Origin of the sequence: Mesorhizobium sp. M1348 (assembly GCF_040317925.1) — a bacterium.
Taxonomy (GTDB): domain Bacteria; phylum Pseudomonadota; class Alphaproteobacteria; order Rhizobiales; family Rhizobiaceae; genus Mesorhizobium.
In genome coordinates, this window is the sequence record NZ_JAMYLH010000016.1 from 66911 (window position 1) to 84148 (window position 17238).

Consider the following 17238-nt stretch of genomic DNA (forward strand, 5'->3'; position numbering starts at 1 on the left):
AGTTGGCAGAAGCTATCAGGCTTTTGCCTGGCGGATCAATCGCGCACGAAAAAACCAGGCAGCCCCGAGCTCAGTTGCGTACAGCAAGCGCATCCGGCGCACCATGCGACCACGCTGCCTGCAGCATCTCGTCCAGGCTGCCACGGCCGTCGGCAAAGAGGTTGACCGAGAACCAGTCCTTGCCTTCAAGTTCCGAGCGCTGGATCTCGGTCTTGCCGAAGCTGGAAAGCTGGGCCGCCACACGCTCCGCTTCGGCGGAATCCTCGAACGAACCCGCCGCGACATAGTCCGTGGGCGACCCGGTTGGAGGAGCTTGCCGCTTCCACGATTGAAGAATTTCGGCGGGCGACATGCCGGCGCCATCCAGCCCGGCAAACGCGTTGGAGGCGCGCTGCACGCGCTCGTCCGCGTAAGACAGCGACGCCACGGTGAACGGCGATTGCGCCGGCAGGTTGATCTCCGGACGCTCGGGCACGATCGGGCCGAAATCGGGCAGTACAATGTCTCCCGAAGCAGATGCTTGCACCGCCATGACAGGCCCTGCATCGGATCCCTGCCCGGAATTCGTCAGCTGACCGGGGAACGGCACGGCAGCAGCGCTCACCGGCAGGCTTGGCGACGGCCCATTCATCGCGACCATGACACCGCTGGGCAGACCGTCCGACGGATCCGGCGCCCTGTTGCCTGGACGATACGAAGCCATAAGATACTGCCCGTCATTGCCTTCGAGCGGCGCACGGCCGACATATTCGACCTTCACCTCGGCCGTACCGATATTGGCATAATCGAGCATTTCAGCAGCGCGCTTCGACACATCGATGATGCGTCCATCGTGATAGGGTCCGCGATCGTTGACGCGCACAATCACCGAGCTGCCGGTCTTCATGTTGGTGACCCGCGCATAGCTCGGCAGCGGCATGGTCGGATGCGCCGCCGTCAGATCTGCCATGTCGTAGACTTCGCCGTTGGCGGTCAACCGGCCGTGGAACGCCTCACCGTACCAGGACGCGAGGCCAACCTTGGCGTAACGTTTGTCTTCCTTCGGATAATACCATTTGCCGCGCACCTGATAGGGCTTGCCGAGTTGATCGCGTCCCCGAGACGTTTTGAACATCACGCGCGGGCTGGCTTTCACGCCATACTCGGCTTCGGAAAAATATTCCTTGGAGCGAGGTTTCTTGTTGATCATCGCCTTTTGCTGCGGCCCGGCACATGCCGCAAGAAAGGCTGCCGACAAGGCAAACAACGCGAAAGCGGAAGCGCGACGAAGACGCGGGCGCGCCGTGGTCTGCATATTTTGATTGTCCCCTATAGCATCGACGAAGGTACCGCAGCATGAACGTCAGCGGTGCCAAAGCACCCACTCCAGAAACGCCGGCGACGCCCTACCCCAATCCTTTTTGTGCGCAGGAATTATTTATCACCGTATTAACCGATTGTGGTCGGAACCGGGCGAGATTGTGGCGCGGACCGTCTCGCCGGTCGACATGAAAGTCATCGCTGATCGATCAGCAACGCCGTACACGGCGCGCTTTGCCCTTGCCTTGGCCTGGCTGCCAGCGCAGATTCAGGGACCGAAGATCACAAGCTCGGTGAACGTCAGATCTCCAGGTGCGGGTGGTCTGGGACCCTTGAAGTATTTCAGCCCCTTGTTGGGCCGGTACCATCCCACCAAACCTGGAATCGGCTCCTTGGCGTCGACAAAGCAAACCAGGATTCCGCTTCGCAAGAGAAAGCGCCCCATCGCACCGGCGCAACGGCTCAAATCTGCGAGCGAGCGGCAATAGATGACCTGATGGCACCGGACAACACCGTGCAACATTCGGCGCGGCATCAACACCAGGGGGAACGCTGCTCTGTCGCAAATGCAGATCAACGACAGGCAGCCCAGCGCGACGTGTTCCGAGAGTATGTATCTCTCATTCTCGGGCAGCATCGCCAATTCCGGAAGACCGGGACGCACTTCGAGCACGCGACTTGACCGCTGCGCCGAACTTAAAGCCGGCAAGAAGGTAAATTGTCCACTGGAGAAGAGCCGAAAGCCAAGCGCCCGGTTGGCTTTCAACGTCGCTTGTGCCGGCGAAATGTTCGTGTAGGTCACGTCCTTCCGCTTGAGAACCGCCGCAACCAACATGGCACCATAGGGACGGAATTCTGCATCGACTGACCAGCTTGAAAGATTGCAGCGGATTTCCTCGCTCTCCGACCCTTGATAGCGAGCATAAAGGGTGAGCACAACGCCGACGATCCGACCGGCATGCTCCAAAGCAAAGCCATATTGTGGGAACTCGGCAATCGCAGGCCGCTGCGACAAACGGGTCAAAGCCTGGATCCAGTAACTCCGGTTACGCGCCGGAAAGCCTCTGCACAGGCAATCGACCACCCCCTCCCAGTCGGTTTCGCGGATTGGTCTACAGCGGAGACCGGGCGGGAGAGCGCCAAGTACGGCCAAAATCAACTCCAGAATACGATTTTACTTACATGTGCCTAATGCGCCCAACATATCAGCGCGCAACGATTAATAGTCCGTGCGGGTTTTAAAAACGATTTTCCACACCCAGCACAAACACAGCTCGCCATGACGCTGCTCACCGTCCTGGATCGCGCCGAAAGCTGCGGCCGCCACGGTTGACTTGGTGTTGAATGCGGCTTTAGAGGAATGAAGCGCGAACCGGTCGGGGAACGTCCTGGTGCCAATCCGGTACCGATTGCTCGAACCCGCTCCTCTCGCGATATCCTAAGTGATTGAAAAATCACCTTGGAGGGATGGCCGAGCGGTTTAAGGCACCGGTCTTGAAAACCGGCGTGGGTGCAAGCCCACCGTGGGTTCGAATCCCACTCCCTCCGCCATTTTGAAGCCAATTTCTTCGTTCCTGCGCGCACGACGTCGAGTTTCCGGGCGCAAGGCGGACCACCGCCCGCCATGAGCGCCACCGCATTCGCCGGCGCACTCGATGTGGTCGACAACATCCGGCCATTCTACACCGACAGCAGCATGAAAACGCTGAAGCCGATGCCGGAATTCAAGGTTGTCTTCATGGCCATGCCGAAAGCCCAGCGCAACATGATCCAGCGCAACATGATCCAGCGCAACATGATCCAGCGCAACATGATGATGAGAGAATGCCAAGATGCGGCCCAGGGCAAGCCTTACGCGGAGTTCTGCGGCGACGTGAATGCACTGGCCGGAATGAAGTAGCCGCTCCTGATCCCCAATCGGGAATGAATACTATCGAATGCATGGATGATGGCGAGCGGTGCCCGCCATCATTCGGAGTGGCGGTGCTCAACGACCGAACACTTCTTTCACGGTATCAACAACCTGCCGCAAAGCGAAAACTGTCACCCGCCGCGCCAAGCACGGACAGACCGGCGGCTGGCGCTTCGTCGGGTTGATTTCTCCGCCCGAATATGATGCTTCTCCCGCCTATGAATAAACTATTTTCTGCGGTTCTCGCATGGATGATACTGGCTTGGCCGGCCAGCGCGATGGACAGCGCATTGCGCGCCGGCCTGCTGAAACTCGATCCGCAAACCCGGCTGGAGCAGCGATGCGACGCCGAAATTCTCGACCGGATTACCCGCGACGACCACAAATACAAAGCCGATCGTGTCGTCGCCTACGCTTTTGCGACGCCCGAAATGGGCGCCGATGCGATCAAGAGCCCGGGTGCTGCGTTTCGTAGCAAAGGACAATGGTACCGGCTGAAATTCAAATGCGAGACAGCGCCGGACCATATGGAAGTCCTGCAGCTCCGCTACCGGATCGGTGATGAAATTCCGGAAAGCGACTGGCCCAAATACAATCTCTATAACTAGGCATTCGCGACCCGTGGCCGCATTTTGCCGGTGTTTCGGGCCGATCGTCGCAAACTCTGTATATTGCCGCAATAACGGGCGGTTTGCCGACCTTGTTCCAACCAGTCCCTTGACGCCCGGGAACCATACACGTTAGGGCCCTCCAGGCATTCGACGCGAACGGTCGGCCAACCAGCAAGGGACTTCCAGTCGATGGAAATTTTCACTGCCGCGGGCTTCTCTGCCCTGCTCCAGGTCATCGCCATCGATCTCGTGCTTGCAGGCGATAACGCCATCGTCATCGGCCTGGCCGCGGCGGGCTTGCCGGTCGAGCAGCGCAAGAGAGCGATTCTCATCGGCGTGGTGGCGGCGACGGTGCTGCGTATCGGTTTTGCCGCGATCACCGTCACCCTGCTGCAGATTGTCGGCCTGCTGCTGGCCGGCGGTATCTTGCTGCTGTGGGTGTGCTGGAAGATGTATCGCGAGCTGCGCACGTCCGATGCCGACGAGGTGGAGGCGACCGAAGCGTTGTCCAATTCCGATATCAACAGCGATGATATGGTGGCCGGCAAGGCGCGCAAGAAGACCTTGGGTCAGGCAGCATTGCAGATCGTCATCGCCGACGTGTCGATGTCGCTCGACAACGTGCTGGCGGTCGCCGGCGCAGCGCGCGATCACTTCCAGGTGCTGGTGATAGGCCTCGTCCTGTCGATCGCGCTGATGGGCCTTGCCGCGAGCTTCATCGCCAAGCTCCTGCACCGCCATCGCTGGATCGCCTATATCGGCCTTTTGATCATCTTCTATGTCGCACTCGACATGATCTACCGGGGCGCGGTGGAGGTCTTGCCGCATGTCAGCAGTGCGGTGAGCTGACGCGTCGACTCGAATTCGCATCGGCCGGCCTTTCAGCTTCGGCGAGCCTTCGGCGACACTGGCGGTTGCGTTTCGCCGCAGCCGCTGCCCATACCAATGCCCCGACAAGTGTGATACTGCGCCGCCAATCCTGAAAATCCGGAAAGCTTTGATGTCCGCCCCTCGCGTTAGTTTCGTCAGTCTTGGATGCCCGAAAGCCCTTGTGGATTCGGAGCGCATCATCACGCGCCTGCGCGCCGAAGGCTACGAGATCGCCCGCAAGCACGACGGTGCCGACCTGGTCGTCGTCAACACCTGTGGCTTCCTCGATTCGGCCCGCGACGAATCGCTCAACGCTATCGGCTCGGCACTTTCGGAGAATGGAAAAGTCATCGTCACCGGCTGCCTCGGCGCCGAGCCGGACGTCATCCGTGAAAGACATCCCAACGTCCTCGCCATCACCGGCCCGCAAGCTTATGAGAGCGTGATGGCGGCGGTGCATGAGGCAGCACCGCCGAGCCACGATCCCTACATCGACCTTTTGCCGCCGCAGGGCGTCAAGCTCACGCCGCGCCACTATGCGTATCTCAAGATTTCGGAAGGTTGCAACAACCGCTGCACCTTCTGCATCATACCGGCGCTGCGTGGCGACCTCGTATCGCGGCCGGCCGCCGACGTGTTGCGCGAAGCCGAGAAGCTGGCCAAGGCGGGGGTCAAGGAGATCCTCGTCATCTCGCAGGATACCAGCGCCTACGGCATCGACATCAAATACCAGGCCAGCATGTTCGGCGATCGCGAAGTGCGGGCGAAATTCCTCGATCTATCGGAAGAACTGGGCAAGCTCGGTGTCTGGGTGCGCATGCACTATGTCTATCCCTACCCGCATGTCGCAGACGTCATCCCACTGATGGCCGAAGGCAAGATCCTTCCCTATCTCGACATTCCGTTCCAGCACGCCTCGCCGCAGGTGCTGAAGAACATGCGCCGGCCCGCTCATGGCGAAAAGACGCTCGAGCGCATTCGCGGCTGGCGCGAAGTCTGCCCGGACCTTGCCATCCGCTCCACCTTCATCGTCGGCTTCCCCGGCGAGACGGATGACGATTTCGAGATGCTGCTCGACTGGCTGGACGAGGCCAGGATCGACCGCGCCGGCTGTTTCAAATACGAGCCGGTCAGAGGCGCCCTCTCCAACGGGCTCGGCCTCGAGCAAGTGCCGCAGGAGATCAAGGAAGCCCGCTGGCATCGCTTCATGCAGCGCCAGCAGAAGATTTCGGCAACGCAGCTCACCAAGAAAATCGGCAAGCGCCTGCCGGTCCTGATCGACGAGGCGCATGGCAATTCGGCCAAGGGCCGGACCAAATACGACGCGCCCGAAATCGACGGTTCGGTCCATATCCAGTCGCGGCGGCCACTGCGCGCCGGCGACATCGTCACGGTCAAGATCGACCGCGCCGACGCTTACGACCTCTACGGCTCGGCGGTCTGATATCATTCAGTCCAAAATAAAAGGGCGCCGCGTAGGCGCCCTTTGGTTCGATTTGTTTTCGCCTGCTTACTGCGGCAGCTTGTCGTCAACGCCCTTCACGTAGAAATTCATGCCGAGCAGCGTGCCGTCGTCCGCGACCTCGCCTTCCTTCAGCCACGGTGTGCCGTCCTGCTTGGCGATCGGCCCGGTGAAGGGGTTCCAGCCGTCGGCGATCTTCTTGGTGGTGGCCTCGGCCATCGCCTTCACGTCGTCGGGCATGTTGGTGAACGGCGCCAGCTTGACGGCGCCGTCCTTGATGCCGAGCCAGACATTGTCGGGCTTCCAGGTGCCGTCGAGCGCCGCCTGGACCCGGCTAATGTAGTACGGTCCCCACTCGTCGGTCAGCGAGGTCAGCTGCGCGTGCGGCGCGAACTTGATCATGTCGGAGGACTGGCCGAAGCCGTGCAGCTTGCGCTCCTCAGCCACCTGCAAGGCAGCGGTCGAGTCGGTGTGCTGGACGATGATATCGGCGCCCTGGTCGAACAATGCTTTGGCAGCGTCGGCCTCCTTGCCGGGATCGAACCAGGAGTTCACCCACACGATCTTCGCCTTGAAGTTCGGGTTGATCGACTGTGCGCCGAGCATAAAGGAATTTATGCCCATCACCACTTCCGGGATCGGGAAGGAAACGATGTAGCCGGCGACGCCCGACTTCGATTGCTTGGCGGCGATCTGGCCAAGCACGTAGCGGCCTTCATAGAAACGCGCATTGTAGATGCCGAGATTTTCGGCCGTCTTGTAACCGGTGGCGTGCTCGAACATCACCTTGGGAAATTTCTTGGCGATCTTCACTTCCGGGTCCATGAAGCCGAAGGACGTGCCGAAAATGATCTTGCATCCCTCGCGCGCCAGGCGCTCGAAGGCGCGATCGGCATCGGGGCCTTCGGAGACGTTTTCGAGATAGGCGGTCTCGACCTTGTCGCCGAGTGCCTTTTCCACCTCGAGGCGGCCTTGGTCGTGCTGGTAGGAGTAGCCGAAATCGCCGATCGGGCCGGTGTAGACCCAGCAGGCCTTCAGCTTGTCCGCCGCCTGGGCTGAGGCCGCCAATGACAATGCGGCCGTCGTCGCCATCAGGGCAATAAGCAGTTTTTTCATTGTGTTACCTCTCTGAGTTAAGCCTTGGAGCTTCCGTCTTTTTGTTGTCAACGATCCGGAACGAATGGCTGGCCCAAGGATGCCGGCGTGTTCATCATCGTCAAACGCTTGTTGCGCGAGATTAGAACGAGAACCACGATGGTTGCCAGATAGGGCAGCGAAGAAAGCAGTTGCGAGGGGACCGGAATGCCGAATGCCTGTGCATGAAGCTGGCCGATCCAGACCGCGCCGAAAATATAGGCGCCGGCCAGCACCCGCCACGGCCGCCAGGAAGCGAAGACGACCAGAGCCAGCGCGATCCAGCCGCGGCCGGCGGTCATGTTCTCCACCCATTGCGGTGTGTAGACCAGCGACAGGTGGCCGCCGGCAAGGCCGGCACAAGCGCCGCCGAAAATCACTGAGAGATAGCGGTAGCGGATGACGTGGATGCCAAGCGCATGGGCGGATGCATGGCTGTCGCCGATCGAGCGCAGCGTGAGCCCGGTGCGGGTCTTGAACAGGAACCACATCACGGCGGCGGTCAGCGCGATCGAGATGTAGAAGATTGGATCCTGGCCGAACAGCAGCCTGCCAATGACCGGGATTGCGGTCAGGCCGGGAATATCGAGGTTTGGCAGCCTTTCGCCGGGCTGGCCGACAAAATTCGTCCCCATCATGCCGGAAAGACCGAGGCCGAGCAGTGTCAGCGACAGGCCGGTTGCCACCTGGTTGGTGGCCAGCGACAGCGTCATGACGGCGAACAGCAGCGAGAACACTGCCCCCATGGCAATTGCCGCCAACAGCCCTATCCACGGCGAGCCGGTGAGATAGCCGGCGCCGAAGCCGCCAACCGCACCCATGATCATCATTCCTTCGACGCCGAGATTGAGCACACCGGAACGTTCGACCACCAGTTCGCCGATCGCCGCGATCAGCAGCGGCGTCGCCGCCGTCGCGATGGTCAAAAGGATGTTGACGGTGATGTCCATCAGCGAGCTTCCTCCAGCTTCGGGACTGTCTCGAGTTTCGGCGCAGCAAAGCCGATCAGGCGGATGCGATAGTGAATGAGCGTGTCGCAGCCGAGCACGAAGAACAACAGCATGCCCTGGAACACGCGCGCCACCTTGTCGGAGATGCCGAGCGCGCTTTGCACCGCCTCGCCGCCGAGATAGGTCAGCGCCAGCACAAGGCCGGCGGCAACGATGCCGAGCGGATTGAGCCGGCCGAGGAATCCGACGATGATGGCGGTAAATCCGTAGCCGGGCGAGATCACCGGCTGCAACTGCCCGATGGCGCCCGAGACCTCCGAAATCCCGGCAAGTCCGGCCAGTGCGCCCGACAGCAGGAAGGCAAAGAAGACCATGCGGTTAAGGCCAAACCCGGCGAAGCGCCCTGCCCTCGGACTTGAGCCGAGCACGCGGACCTCGAAGCCTTTCAGCATACGGCTCATCAGGATCCAGATCAGTATCGCCGCGACCAGCGCGAAGACAAATCCCCAGTTTGCCCGGCCGGATTCCGGGAGGAGTTCCGGCAGTATGGCCGAGTCGTTGAACTGGATGGTTTGCGGGAAACCGTGGCCCTGCGGATCGCGCCACGGCCCGCGTACCAGCCAATCGAGGAAGAGCTGGGCGACATAGACCAGCATCAGGCTGGTCAGGATCTCGTTGGTGTTGAAGCGCGTCTTCAGCAGTGCCGGGATTGCAGCATAGGCGGCCCCACCGACCATGCCGAAAAGAAGCATCAGCGGCAGCACCAATGGGCCTTCGAACTGCGGAAACAGCACGGGGGAGATCGAGCCGACAATGCCGCCCAGGATGAACTGGCCTTCGGCGCCGATGTTCCAGATGTTGGCCTTGTAGCAGACCGACAGTCCGACCGCGATCAGGATCAGAGGGGCGGCCTTGATAGCCAGCTCATGCAGCTGCCAGACCTGGCTGATCGGTTCGATGAAGTAGATACGGAACGCGGTCAACGGGTTGACACCGAGCAGCGCGAACATGATGGCACCGGCAATGATCGTCAAAACGAAAGCGATGAAAGGCGAGAGTGCCGAAAACAGCATCGAGCGCTGCGGGCGTTTTACAAGTTCGAGGCGCATCAAGCCGTCTCCAGCGTATGTTCGGCATGCCCAGGTTCGGCGCCGCCCATCAGCAGCCCGATCTTCTCGAATGTCGCTTCAGCTATCGGCAGCGGCTTCGACAATTCGCCATTGTGCATGACCGTGATCGCATCGGAAATCTCGAACAGTTCGTCGAGGTCCTGGCTGATCACCAGCACCGCCGAGCCGCTGCGTGCCAGTTCGATCAGTGCCTGGCGGATGTGGGCCGCCGCACCCGCGTCGACGCCCCAGGTCGGCTGATTGACCACCATGACGCTTGGCCGGCGGTCGAGTTCGCGGCCGACGATGAATTTCTGCAGATTGCCGCCCGAAAGAGCCGCAGCCTCCGGATCCGGCGCGCTCTTGCGCACGTCCATCGCCTTTATGATGCGCTGGGCAGCGGTATAGATCGCATCGCCCTTGACCATTCCACCGGCGCCGACAAACATCTTGCCATCGGTGGCGTGGCGCGACAGAAGCAGGTTCTCCGAAAGCTTCATGCGCGGTGCTGCGCCATGGCCGAGCCGCTCTTCCGGGACGAAGGCAGCGCCCATCAGGCGCCTGCCGGTGATGGTGAGGCCGCCGGCATCCTTACCACGGATGCGGACCGAGCCGGCATCCTGCTGCAGCACCTCGCCGGAAACGGACTCGAAGAATTCGCCCTGGCCGTTGCCGGCGACACCGGCAATGCCGATCACCTCGCCAGCGCGGACCTCGAGATTGATGTTCCTGAGCGGGATCGAGAACGGGGTCGCCGGCTTGCGGGTGAGTTCGCGGATTTGAAGCAGCGCCGGCGCGGTCTCGATACCCTCGGCCGGCGCCCGCACCACGGCCTGCACCTCGTTGCCGACCATCATCCGCGCCAACGAAGACGCGGTTTCCTGGCGCGGATTGCAATGGCCGACCACCTTGCCGTGACGCAGCACGGTGGCGCGGTCGCAGATGCGTTTGACCTCTTCCAGCCGGTGCGAAATGTAGAGGATAGACTTTCCTTCCGAACGCAGCCGTTCGAGCGTCTCGAACAGCTTATCGGCCTCCTGCGGCGTCAGCACCGAAGTTGGCTCGTCGAGAATGATGAGTTGCGGCGTCTGCAGCAGGCAGCGGATGATTTCGATACGCTGGCGCTCGCCGACCGACAGATCACCGACCAGCGATAGTGGATCGAGAGGCAGGCCGTAACTGTAGGAGAGCGCCCTCGCCTTGGCCGCGATCGTGCTGATCGGCGAGCCGTCATCCAGCGACAGCGCGATATTCTCCGCCGCCGTCAGCGCTTCGAACAGCGAAAAATGCTGGAAAACCATGCCGATGCCGAGCTTTTTTGCAGCGCCGGGGCTGGTGATCCTGACCGCCTGGCCATTCCAGAAAATCTCGCCGGAATTAGGTTCCAGCGATCCAAACAGCATTTTCACCAGCGTCGACTTGCCGGCGCCGTTCTCGCCAAGCAACGCATGGATCTCGCCCTTGGCGATGTTGAGATCGACATGGTCGCACGCCGTCAGCGTGCCGAATATCTTTGTGAGGCCGCGAACCTCCAGCAGGTTTGCGCCGTCCTGATCTGCACTCACGGTGCCTCCATCTGGTTTGCCAGACATGTTCTGTGTTCCCGCAAACATCGTATGCGCGGCCTGCTCTCTACGGTAAGCGCCTCACGACTTGAAAGAGCTTCAAGAATTTCAGCGGAAACTCAAGCGGTAAAGAGCAGTTCGCAAGAACGGCGGCGTCGGCGGGCCGAAACTGCGGGCGCTCAAGGGATAAGTATCGTTGTCCCGGTGGTCCTGCGCCCTTCAAGATCGGAATGTGCCTTGCCGGCATCGCTGAGCGCGTAACGCTGGTTGATCTTGATCTTGACGGCGCCGCTGAGCACCACATCGAACAATGCGGCGGCGGAAGCCTCGAGGTCGTCGCGCTTGGCATTGTAGACGAACAGCGTTGGCCGCGTTGCGAACAGCGAGCCCTTCTGCGCCAGCAACGAGATGCTGAAGGGCGGGATCGGCCCAGACGATTGACCGAAGCTGACGAAAGTGCCGAGCGGCCGCAGGCAATCGAGCGAGGCTGGAAATGTGTCGTTGCCGACCGAATCATAGACAACGTCGCATTTCTTGCCACCGGTGATAGCGGCAACGCCGGCGATGAAATCCTGTTCGCGATAGTTGATCACGTGATCGAAGCCATGCGCCTTGGCGAGCTCGATCTTGTCGGTTGAACTCGCGGTGCCGATCACCGTCGCGCCGAGATGCTTGGCCCATTGGCCGAGGATCAGGCCGACACCGCCTGCCGCCGCGTGGAACAGGATCGTATCGCCAGCCTTCACTTTGAAGGTACGGCGCAACAGATACTCGGCGGTCATCCCCTTCAGCATCATCGCCGCGGCCTGTTCGTCGCTGATGCCGTCGGGCACCTTCACCACGCGGTCGGCGGCGATCACGCGCTGCCCGGCATAGGCACCGGTGGTCACCGCATAGGCGACCCGATCCCCGGGCTTCAGCCAGTCGACATCTGTGCCGACCTCCAAAACCACGCCGGCCGCCTCGCCGCCGGGAATCAGCGGAAATCCGCCCTGCGGCGGATAAAGGCCCGAGCGATAATAGACGTCGATGAAATTGAGACCGATCGCGGTGTGCTTGACCAGGATCTGTCCCGAGCCCGGCTGCCCGGGATCGGCATCCTCATAGGTCAGGACCTCCGGGCCGCCATGGGCATGGATGCGGATCGCTTTGGACATTTTCAGTCTCTCTTGGGATCAGGCTTTCTTGTCCGGCTTGGCGCCGAGATTTGGAAAGAACTGCATGATAGCGCCGATGCAAGCGAGGTAAAGCCCGGTGACCGTAATCCCGATTTTGATGAAATCGCTGACCTGCTCGCCCAGCACGCCGATCTGGTCGTAGAAGGAAGCAAGTGCGGCCTGCGCCAGCGCCAGCGCGCCGAAAGCGCACCAAAGAAGCGTCATGCCGAGATTGATTGGCCGCAGCCGCTTCACCCGCACCGGATGGATGAAATTGATCGGCACGAAGGTGAGAATGCCGGCCACCACGACCATGGCGAAGGAAACCCATTGTCCTGGTTCGATGACGAACAGCGTGAACACCACCATGTTCCAGACGACCGGAAAGCCTTTGAAGAAATTCTCCTTCGTCTTCATGCCGGTATCGGCATAGTAGATTGCGCTCGACACCACGATTATCGCCGCCGACAGGAACGACAGGCGCTCGCCCATGAAGCCGCGCTGATAGAGCGCGAAGGCCGGAATCAACACGTAGGTCACGTAGTCGATGATGTTGTCGAGCAGTTCGCCCGACCATGTCGGCAGGATTTCCTTGACGTCGAGCTTCCTGGCGATCGGCCCGTCGATGCCGTCGACGAAAAGCGCCAGGCCCAGCCACCAGAACATCGCCGTCCAGCGCTGCTCGCTTGCTGCCACTAGCGACAGAAACGCCAGGAATGAGCCCGACGCGGTCAAGAGATGGACCGAGAACGCCCGCGCCTGCGGCCATGTGACTTTCTTCTTCGGCCGCGGAATCCGGTCGGCGATTTTCCTGGCCGTCGTCTTCTTGCTCACGGGCCCCGCCAGTCCAGCTTGCAGATTTCGGCCGAACGGCCGGCAAAGTTCCAGTTGCGGCCAAAGGCCCGCATTTTGCTCTTGTCGGATTTGGCGACGATGATTTCCGGCGCAATCCAGTATTCCGAATTGCTGATGACCGTATCCTTGTCGCGATCCTTGCCGGTGATTGGCGTCACCGCGCCATCGATGATCTTCGGTATCTGGAAGATGCGCGTTTTCTCACGCGTCTCGTAGGTGATCGGCACCTGCTCGGCGCCGAGGAACTTTCCGACCAGGATGGAGAGCAGCGATGTGGTTCCGCCAGCCTTGCCGGTGAAGATCTTGGTCAGTGCCTTCACAGCGTAGACCGAGGCGCGCTTGTCGATGAACAGACCGGCCGTCCAGTTGCCGCGACTCATATAACCGGGGATTTCCATGATCAGCCCAAGATTGAGACCGGACAGGTCGACCTCGCCGAAATGGCCGGCATCGATGCGGAACCCCGCCCAGGTCTGGCAATAGCCCTCGGTCGGCGGATGACTGCCGAGCGACAGAACGCAAGGGCAAAAAACCGTGCAATTGCAGGAGAGGACGAGCTCTCCCTTCATTGCCCAGTTTTGATCTGTCATCGAATTCTCCCCCTCATGGCGAGACTACTAGTAGCGCGGCTGCCCAGACAAGCAGTATCGCACCGGCCAACCGCGTCGGCAGATTGCCTGCCGTCTGTTTTTCGACCACGCTGAACAGGCCGATCAGCGCCATCCAGAATACGTTCATCACACCGACGGCAAACATTACCAGCATCAGCGCCCAGCAGCATCCAAGGCACCACAGGCCCTGCTCCATGCCGAGCCGGAAAATGCGAATGGACCTGGCGCTCCAGTTGGCGAACAGGACCGAGACCGGATTTCGGCACTTCTCCAAACAGGCTTCCTTCAACCAGCTGAACTGATAGAGACCAGCGATCGACAGCGCGGCTGCTCCGGCAATTCCAACCAGCGGATCGAGCATCTGCCCGGATGACGCGAATGCATCGACTGCGAGCGTCAGGGCCGCGAACATTGCCGAGGCGGCAAGCCAGACGCTCAAATATCCAGCGACCAGGATCAGCGGATGGACGACCGGCTCCCTCTTGATCCGGGCGGTATCTGCGATCTCGCAATAGGTGCGGATCATCGGCGCCGCGGAGGGCAGCATGGTCGCGATGGCCATCAACAACCACATCGCGGTGAGTGCCCCGCCTTGCGCGCCTACGCTTGCGCGAAGCGGCGCCGGCGCAAGGCAGAGGGCGAAGAAACGCGCAAGGAAATCCGGCAGCGGCAGTTGCGGCAGGTATCTCAGCATCGTGTCGCCGGGTGCATTGGTGCCCGGGAGCCGGCTTACGGCACCACGAACTGCCATTGCGCCGAGAAGGAGCCAGGCAAGGGCGATGCCCATGCCGGCAACAACGCTCACGGTCAGTCGAGGGCTGCGCGCAACGCTCGCCATCGCGCGGCCGGTACCGTCGAGGTGGCTGAAATCGTCTTGTTGGCCGGTCATGGCAACCGAATGGGCCGAATCGCCGCGTTGATCAAGCCGCATCACCTGACCTATATGGACCAGCAGGTCGGACAGGCCTCACCTCGCAATCCGGAAGCCGAATTTGGACCATCGGGAAACAGCACGGATACTGGTCGCCGGCAGCGGCCCTGCGGGGCTGATCGCGGCGCTTGGCTTTGCCGAGGCGGGCTTTCCCGTGACGCTCGTCGGACCCGAGGCAGCCGGCCCCGATGGCCGGACGACAGCCTTGATGAACCCTGCCCTGAAGATGTTCGAACGGCTCGGGATCTTCGACGGAATCAGGCAGCACGCAGCGCCGCTCAAGGTGATGCGCATCGTTGACGCAACCAACCGGCTGATCCGCAGCCCGACAGTGACCTTTCGCGCCAGCGAGATCAACGAAGAGCAATTCGGGCTGAACTTGCCCAACAGCGTTCTCAACCGCACGCTAGCCGAGGCTGTCGCGCATTCGGGCATCGAATGGCGAAAGTCGATGGTGGAGGCATGGCGCCTCGATGCCGACCATGCCCATGCCGTTCTCGCCGACGGCAGCGAGGTTGAGGCGTCGTTGGCGGTTGCCGCCGATGGCCGTCAGTCGCCGGCCCGCGAGGCAGCCGGCATCCGGACCTCGGTCCGATCCTATCCGCAGGCGGCGCTGGTGCTCAATTTCGGTCACCGCAGCGACCATGCCTTCACCTCGACCGAATTCCACACCGAGACCGGTCCGTTCACACAGGTTCCCCTGCCCGGCAACCGGTCCAGCCTTGTCTGGGTGCTCGAGCCCGATATCGCCAGGGACCTTGCAGCACTCGACGACGCCGAGCTTTCGACGCGGGTCGAACAGCGGATGCAATCGATGCTGGGCCGCGTGTCGGTTGAGCCCGGCCGGCAGGTCTACCCCCTTTCAGCGGTGAGCCCGTGGCGGTTTGCGCAGCGCCGCGTAGCCCTTGTCGGCGAAGCCGCCCATGTGTTTCCCCCAATCGGCGCGCAAGGCCTTAATCTCGGCATCCGGGACATCGACGACCTGATCGGTACCGCAAGCAGAAACCGCTCGGACCCGGGCGCCGTCCAGGCGCTTGCAGCCTATGATTTCAAGCGGCGGCCGGACATTCTGGCGCGCAGCAGCGCGGTCAACCTGCTGAACATGTCGTTGCTTTCCGACATGCTGCCGGCTCAGCTGGTGCGCAGCGCTGGCCTGGGCGCGCTTGAGGGGTTTGCGCCGTTGCGGGCGTTTTTCATGCGCGAGGGTCTTCGACCCGGCAGCGGTTTTGCGGCGTTTTTTGGCGGATTGCGAAAAGCGGCTGCGCGATAGCGATCTTGGGCACCGCCCTTGATCCGCATCTTGCGATGCTCAACCCGGCATCAAGGGGATCGGGATTGAATTGACGCGGCGTCTGCGCCAAATAATGACGATGTCGACCGTAAGTTCTGGGCCAATCTTTGCCGGATTGGTGCGTAGGAGTCTAAAGTCCTGGAGCGTTTTCTTGCGTGTTTCGGGACGGGTGGCGTTCAAGAAGTTCAAGTGGTGAGTGCGATGAAGACAGCCAAATTCTCGATCGGACAGGTAGTTCGCCACCGGCTGTTTCCGTTCCGCGGCGTCATTTTCGACGTCGATCCGCAATTCGCCAATACCGACGAATGGTACGAGGCGATCCCCGCTGACGTGCGGCCGCGCAAGGACCAGCCTTTCTATCATCTGCTCGCCGAGAATTCGGAGACGGAATACATCGCCTATGTGTCCGAGCAGAATTTACTCGAGGACCGGTCGGGCGAACCGGTCCGGCATCCGCAGATAGGTGAGATGTTCGATAAGAAGCCAGACGGGCGCTACGAGCCGAAGCACCAATTGAGACATTGACTTAGCCGGGATCTGGCTGGGCTGGGACAGGCTTGAGACATCGCTGGACCCGACAAACGGCCGGTCCAAACGAAAAAAGCGGGGCATGAACCCCGCTTTTTTATTCGTCCGAAACCCGTCGATCAGTTGGCGGTCTTCGCCTTTTCCTGCTCTTCCTTGAGCTTCTTGGCAAAGTCCTGATTGTTCTTGGCGACGAACTCCTGGAGCTTTTTCTGCCGGTCCTCGATGTCCGACTGCTGCAGCGGCGGGCCGTCGAAGGCGCCGCTGAAGCCGGTGAGCGCAATCTTGATCGGGTTCGGCTGGTTCTGGAAATTGACTGAAGTGAGCGTCAGCGCCGATCCCTTCTTGAAGGATGCGACGAGCTGATCGGTCAGCGGCACTTCCGCCACGCAGCGATCCGGGAAACAGATCACATAATCGAGCTTCTGCGCCTTGCCGCCGTCGATTTGGAGGCCGATGCCGGGAGGAACCAGACGGCCGGTCGGAACCGTCACCTGGAACACCTTGCGGTTCACCTTGCCCTTCAATTCGATCAGGCTGACGCCGGTGATGAGCTGGCCGTTGCCGGCGGTGGTGATGTTCTGGACATTGCAGATGTCGACGTCTTCCTGCTTGGTGCAGGCCTTGAACCAGCCTTGCGGAATCTGCTGTTGCTGCTGCGCGGAAGCAGCGGGAATCCCGGCGCCCAGAATGCCGACCACGCCAGCGGCCATGACCGACAGGCGGTACGCGTTGCTGTTCAGGCTCGTCATGTCGTGCATTCCTCTCAAATGATCCCGGAACCGGCTTTTTCGCGCCGTGTGGTCCAGCTACCTGTTGCCGAAATGAGGCAACAGAATGACTTCGGACGGCGTGTTACACTGCAAGCGATGGCGAATCCAGCCCGGGCCTCGCGAATCTTGGCCGAGGGATTGGGTCAAGGGGTTGGCCGGTGCACGACCGGCTCATGTATGCTG

17 protein-coding genes and 1 tRNA gene are annotated in these 17238 nt (G+C 61.1%); 7 read left to right on the forward strand and 11 right to left on the reverse strand.

Features of this window, described 5'->3' with window-relative positions:
• Positions 1-70: 70 nt before the first annotated feature.
• Together NKH13_RS23545 and NKH13_RS23550 are read right to left on the reverse strand one after the other, a co-directional pair.
• Positions 71-1294 carry a septal ring lytic transglycosylase RlpA family protein gene (locus tag NKH13_RS23545; protein ID WP_352719485.1) on the reverse strand — a complete coding sequence of 408 codons (1224 nt, stop codon included), beginning with the start codon at positions 1292-1294 and terminating at the stop codon, positions 71-73.
• A 273-nt stretch (positions 1295-1567) separates the two neighbouring features.
• The gene (locus NKH13_RS23550; RefSeq protein ID WP_352914702.1) at positions 1568-2323 is read right to left on the reverse strand and encodes a hypothetical protein; all 756 of its coding nucleotides are present in this window, start codon (positions 2321-2323) and stop codon (positions 1568-1570) included.
• A gap of 437 nt (positions 2324-2760) precedes the next feature.
• On the opposite strand from NKH13_RS23550, the gene NKH13_RS23555 reads away from it, so the two are divergent.
• From NKH13_RS23555 to rimO, 5 genes are all read left to right on the forward strand, one after another.
• Positions 2761-2850 (forward strand) — tRNA-Ser (locus NKH13_RS23555).
• Positions 2851-2923: 73 nt separating this feature from the next.
• Entirely contained in the window at positions 2924-3199 is a 276-nt protein-coding gene (locus tag NKH13_RS23560) for a hypothetical protein (protein ID WP_352914705.1), read from the forward strand.
• A gap of 212 nt (positions 3200-3411) precedes the next feature.
• On the forward strand, positions 3412-3819 hold the full coding sequence (locus NKH13_RS23565) for a DUF930 domain-containing protein (protein WP_352466186.1): 408 nt from the start codon (positions 3412-3414) through the stop codon (positions 3817-3819).
• A gap of 192 nt (positions 3820-4011) precedes the next feature.
• The gene (locus NKH13_RS23570) at positions 4012-4671 is read left to right on the forward strand and encodes a TerC family protein (RefSeq protein WP_292653611.1); all 660 of its coding nucleotides are present in this window, start codon (positions 4012-4014) and stop codon (positions 4669-4671) included.
• A 151-nt stretch (positions 4672-4822) separates the two neighbouring features.
• A complete protein-coding gene (rimO, locus tag NKH13_RS23575) occupies positions 4823-6136 on the forward strand; it encodes a 30S ribosomal protein S12 methylthiotransferase RimO (RefSeq protein ID WP_352719482.1) in 1314 nt (437 codons plus the stop codon).
• Positions 6137-6202: 66 nt separating this feature from the next.
• Here the strand turns inward: rimO and NKH13_RS23580 are convergent, their stop codons facing one another.
• From NKH13_RS23580 to NKH13_RS23615, 8 genes are all read right to left on the reverse strand, one after another.
• Positions 6203-7270, reverse strand: coding sequence for a BMP family ABC transporter substrate-binding protein (locus tag NKH13_RS23580; RefSeq protein ID WP_352719481.1), 1068 nt, complete (start codon positions 7268-7270; stop codon positions 6203-6205).
• A 47-nt stretch (positions 7271-7317) separates the two neighbouring features.
• Positions 7318-8238: an ABC transporter permease gene (locus NKH13_RS23585; RefSeq protein ID WP_352719479.1), complete on the reverse strand. Its 921-nt coding sequence runs from the start codon at positions 8236-8238 to the stop codon at positions 7318-7320.
• Entirely contained in the window at positions 8238-9350 is a 1113-nt protein-coding gene (locus tag NKH13_RS23590; RefSeq protein WP_352719478.1) for an ABC transporter permease, read from the reverse strand. The genes NKH13_RS23585 and NKH13_RS23590 overlap by 1 nt, the downstream gene beginning before the upstream one ends.
• Positions 9347-10939, reverse strand: a complete 1593-nt coding sequence (locus NKH13_RS23595; RefSeq protein WP_502909228.1) for an ABC transporter ATP-binding protein — start codon at positions 10937-10939, stop codon at positions 9347-9349. The genes NKH13_RS23590 and NKH13_RS23595 overlap by 4 nt, the downstream gene beginning before the upstream one ends.
• Positions 10940-11091: 152 nt before the next feature.
• Entirely contained in the window at positions 11092-12069 is a 978-nt protein-coding gene (locus tag NKH13_RS23600) for a quinone oxidoreductase family protein (protein ID WP_352719476.1), read from the reverse strand.
• Between the two features lie 18 nt (positions 12070-12087).
• On the reverse strand, positions 12088-12903 hold the full coding sequence (gene pcsA, locus NKH13_RS23605; RefSeq protein WP_352719475.1) for a phosphatidylcholine synthase: 816 nt from the start codon (positions 12901-12903) through the stop codon (positions 12088-12090).
• Positions 12900-13514, reverse strand: coding sequence for a DUF1326 domain-containing protein (locus NKH13_RS23610; RefSeq protein WP_352914710.1), 615 nt, complete (start codon positions 13512-13514; stop codon positions 12900-12902). The genes pcsA and NKH13_RS23610 overlap by 4 nt, the downstream gene beginning before the upstream one ends.
• Positions 13515-13527: 13 nt before the next feature.
• The gene (locus tag NKH13_RS23615) at positions 13528-14424 is read right to left on the reverse strand and encodes a DUF2182 domain-containing protein (RefSeq protein ID WP_352719473.1); all 897 of its coding nucleotides are present in this window, start codon (positions 14422-14424) and stop codon (positions 13528-13530) included.
• A 103-nt stretch (positions 14425-14527) separates the two neighbouring features.
• Here NKH13_RS23615 and NKH13_RS23620 point away from each other — a divergent pair, with 103 nt between their 5' ends.
• Together NKH13_RS23620 and hspQ are read left to right on the forward strand one after the other, a co-directional pair.
• Complete coding sequence (locus NKH13_RS23620) at positions 14528-15736, forward strand: UbiH/UbiF family hydroxylase (RefSeq protein ID WP_352914712.1); 1209 nt, start codon at positions 14528-14530, stop codon at positions 15734-15736.
• Between the two features lie 222 nt (positions 15737-15958).
• A complete protein-coding gene (hspQ, locus tag NKH13_RS23625) occupies positions 15959-16282 on the forward strand; it encodes a heat shock protein HspQ (RefSeq protein ID WP_023675043.1) in 324 nt (107 codons plus the stop codon).
• Between the two features lie 122 nt (positions 16283-16404).
• Here hspQ and NKH13_RS23630 read toward each other — a convergent pair whose 3' ends face one another.
• Positions 16405-17034, reverse strand: a complete 630-nt coding sequence (locus tag NKH13_RS23630) for an invasion associated locus B family protein (protein ID WP_352719471.1) — start codon at positions 17032-17034, stop codon at positions 16405-16407.
• Between the last annotated feature and the right edge of the window lie 204 nt (positions 17035-17238).

Excerpts from the sequence above, each read along its gene's own strand:
- NKH13_RS23545 (WP_352719485.1), bottom strand. The coding sequence starts at position 1,294 with ATGCAGACCACGGCGCGCCCGCGTCTTCGTCGCGCTTCCGCTTTCGCG.
- NKH13_RS23560 (WP_352914705.1), top strand. The coding sequence starts at position 2,924 with ATGAGCGCCACCGCATTCGCCGGCGCACTCGATGTGGTCGACAACATC.
- NKH13_RS23565 (WP_352466186.1), top strand. The coding sequence starts at position 3,412 with ATGATGCTTCTCCCGCCTATGAATAAACTATTTTCTGCGGTTCTCGCA.
- NKH13_RS23570 (WP_292653611.1), top strand. The coding sequence starts at position 4,012 with ATGGAAATTTTCACTGCCGCGGGCTTCTCTGCCCTGCTCCAGGTCATC.
- rimO (WP_352719482.1), top strand. The coding sequence starts at position 4,823 with ATGTCCGCCCCTCGCGTTAGTTTCGTCAGTCTTGGATGCCCGAAAGCC.
- NKH13_RS23580 (WP_352719481.1), bottom strand. The coding sequence starts at position 7,270 with ATGAAAAAACTGCTTATTGCCCTGATGGCGACGACGGCCGCATTGTCA.
- NKH13_RS23585 (WP_352719479.1), bottom strand. The coding sequence starts at position 8,238 with ATGGACATCACCGTCAACATCCTTTTGACCATCGCGACGGCGGCGACG.
- NKH13_RS23595 (WP_502909228.1), bottom strand. The coding sequence starts at position 10,939 with ATGTCTGGCAAACCAGATGGAGGCACCGTGAGTGCAGATCAGGACGGC.
- NKH13_RS23600 (WP_352719476.1), bottom strand. The coding sequence starts at position 12,069 with ATGTCCAAAGCGATCCGCATCCATGCCCATGGCGGCCCGGAGGTCCTG.
- NKH13_RS23610 (WP_352914710.1), bottom strand. The coding sequence starts at position 13,514 with ATGACAGATCAAAACTGGGCAATGAAGGGAGAGCTCGTCCTCTCCTGC.
- NKH13_RS23615 (WP_352719473.1), bottom strand. The coding sequence starts at position 14,424 with ATGACCGGCCAACAAGACGATTTCAGCCACCTCGACGGTACCGGCCGC.
- hspQ (WP_023675043.1), top strand. The coding sequence starts at position 15,959 with ATGAAGACAGCCAAATTCTCGATCGGACAGGTAGTTCGCCACCGGCTG.
- NKH13_RS23630 (WP_352719471.1), bottom strand. The coding sequence starts at position 17,034 with ATGACGAGCCTGAACAGCAACGCGTACCGCCTGTCGGTCATGGCCGCT.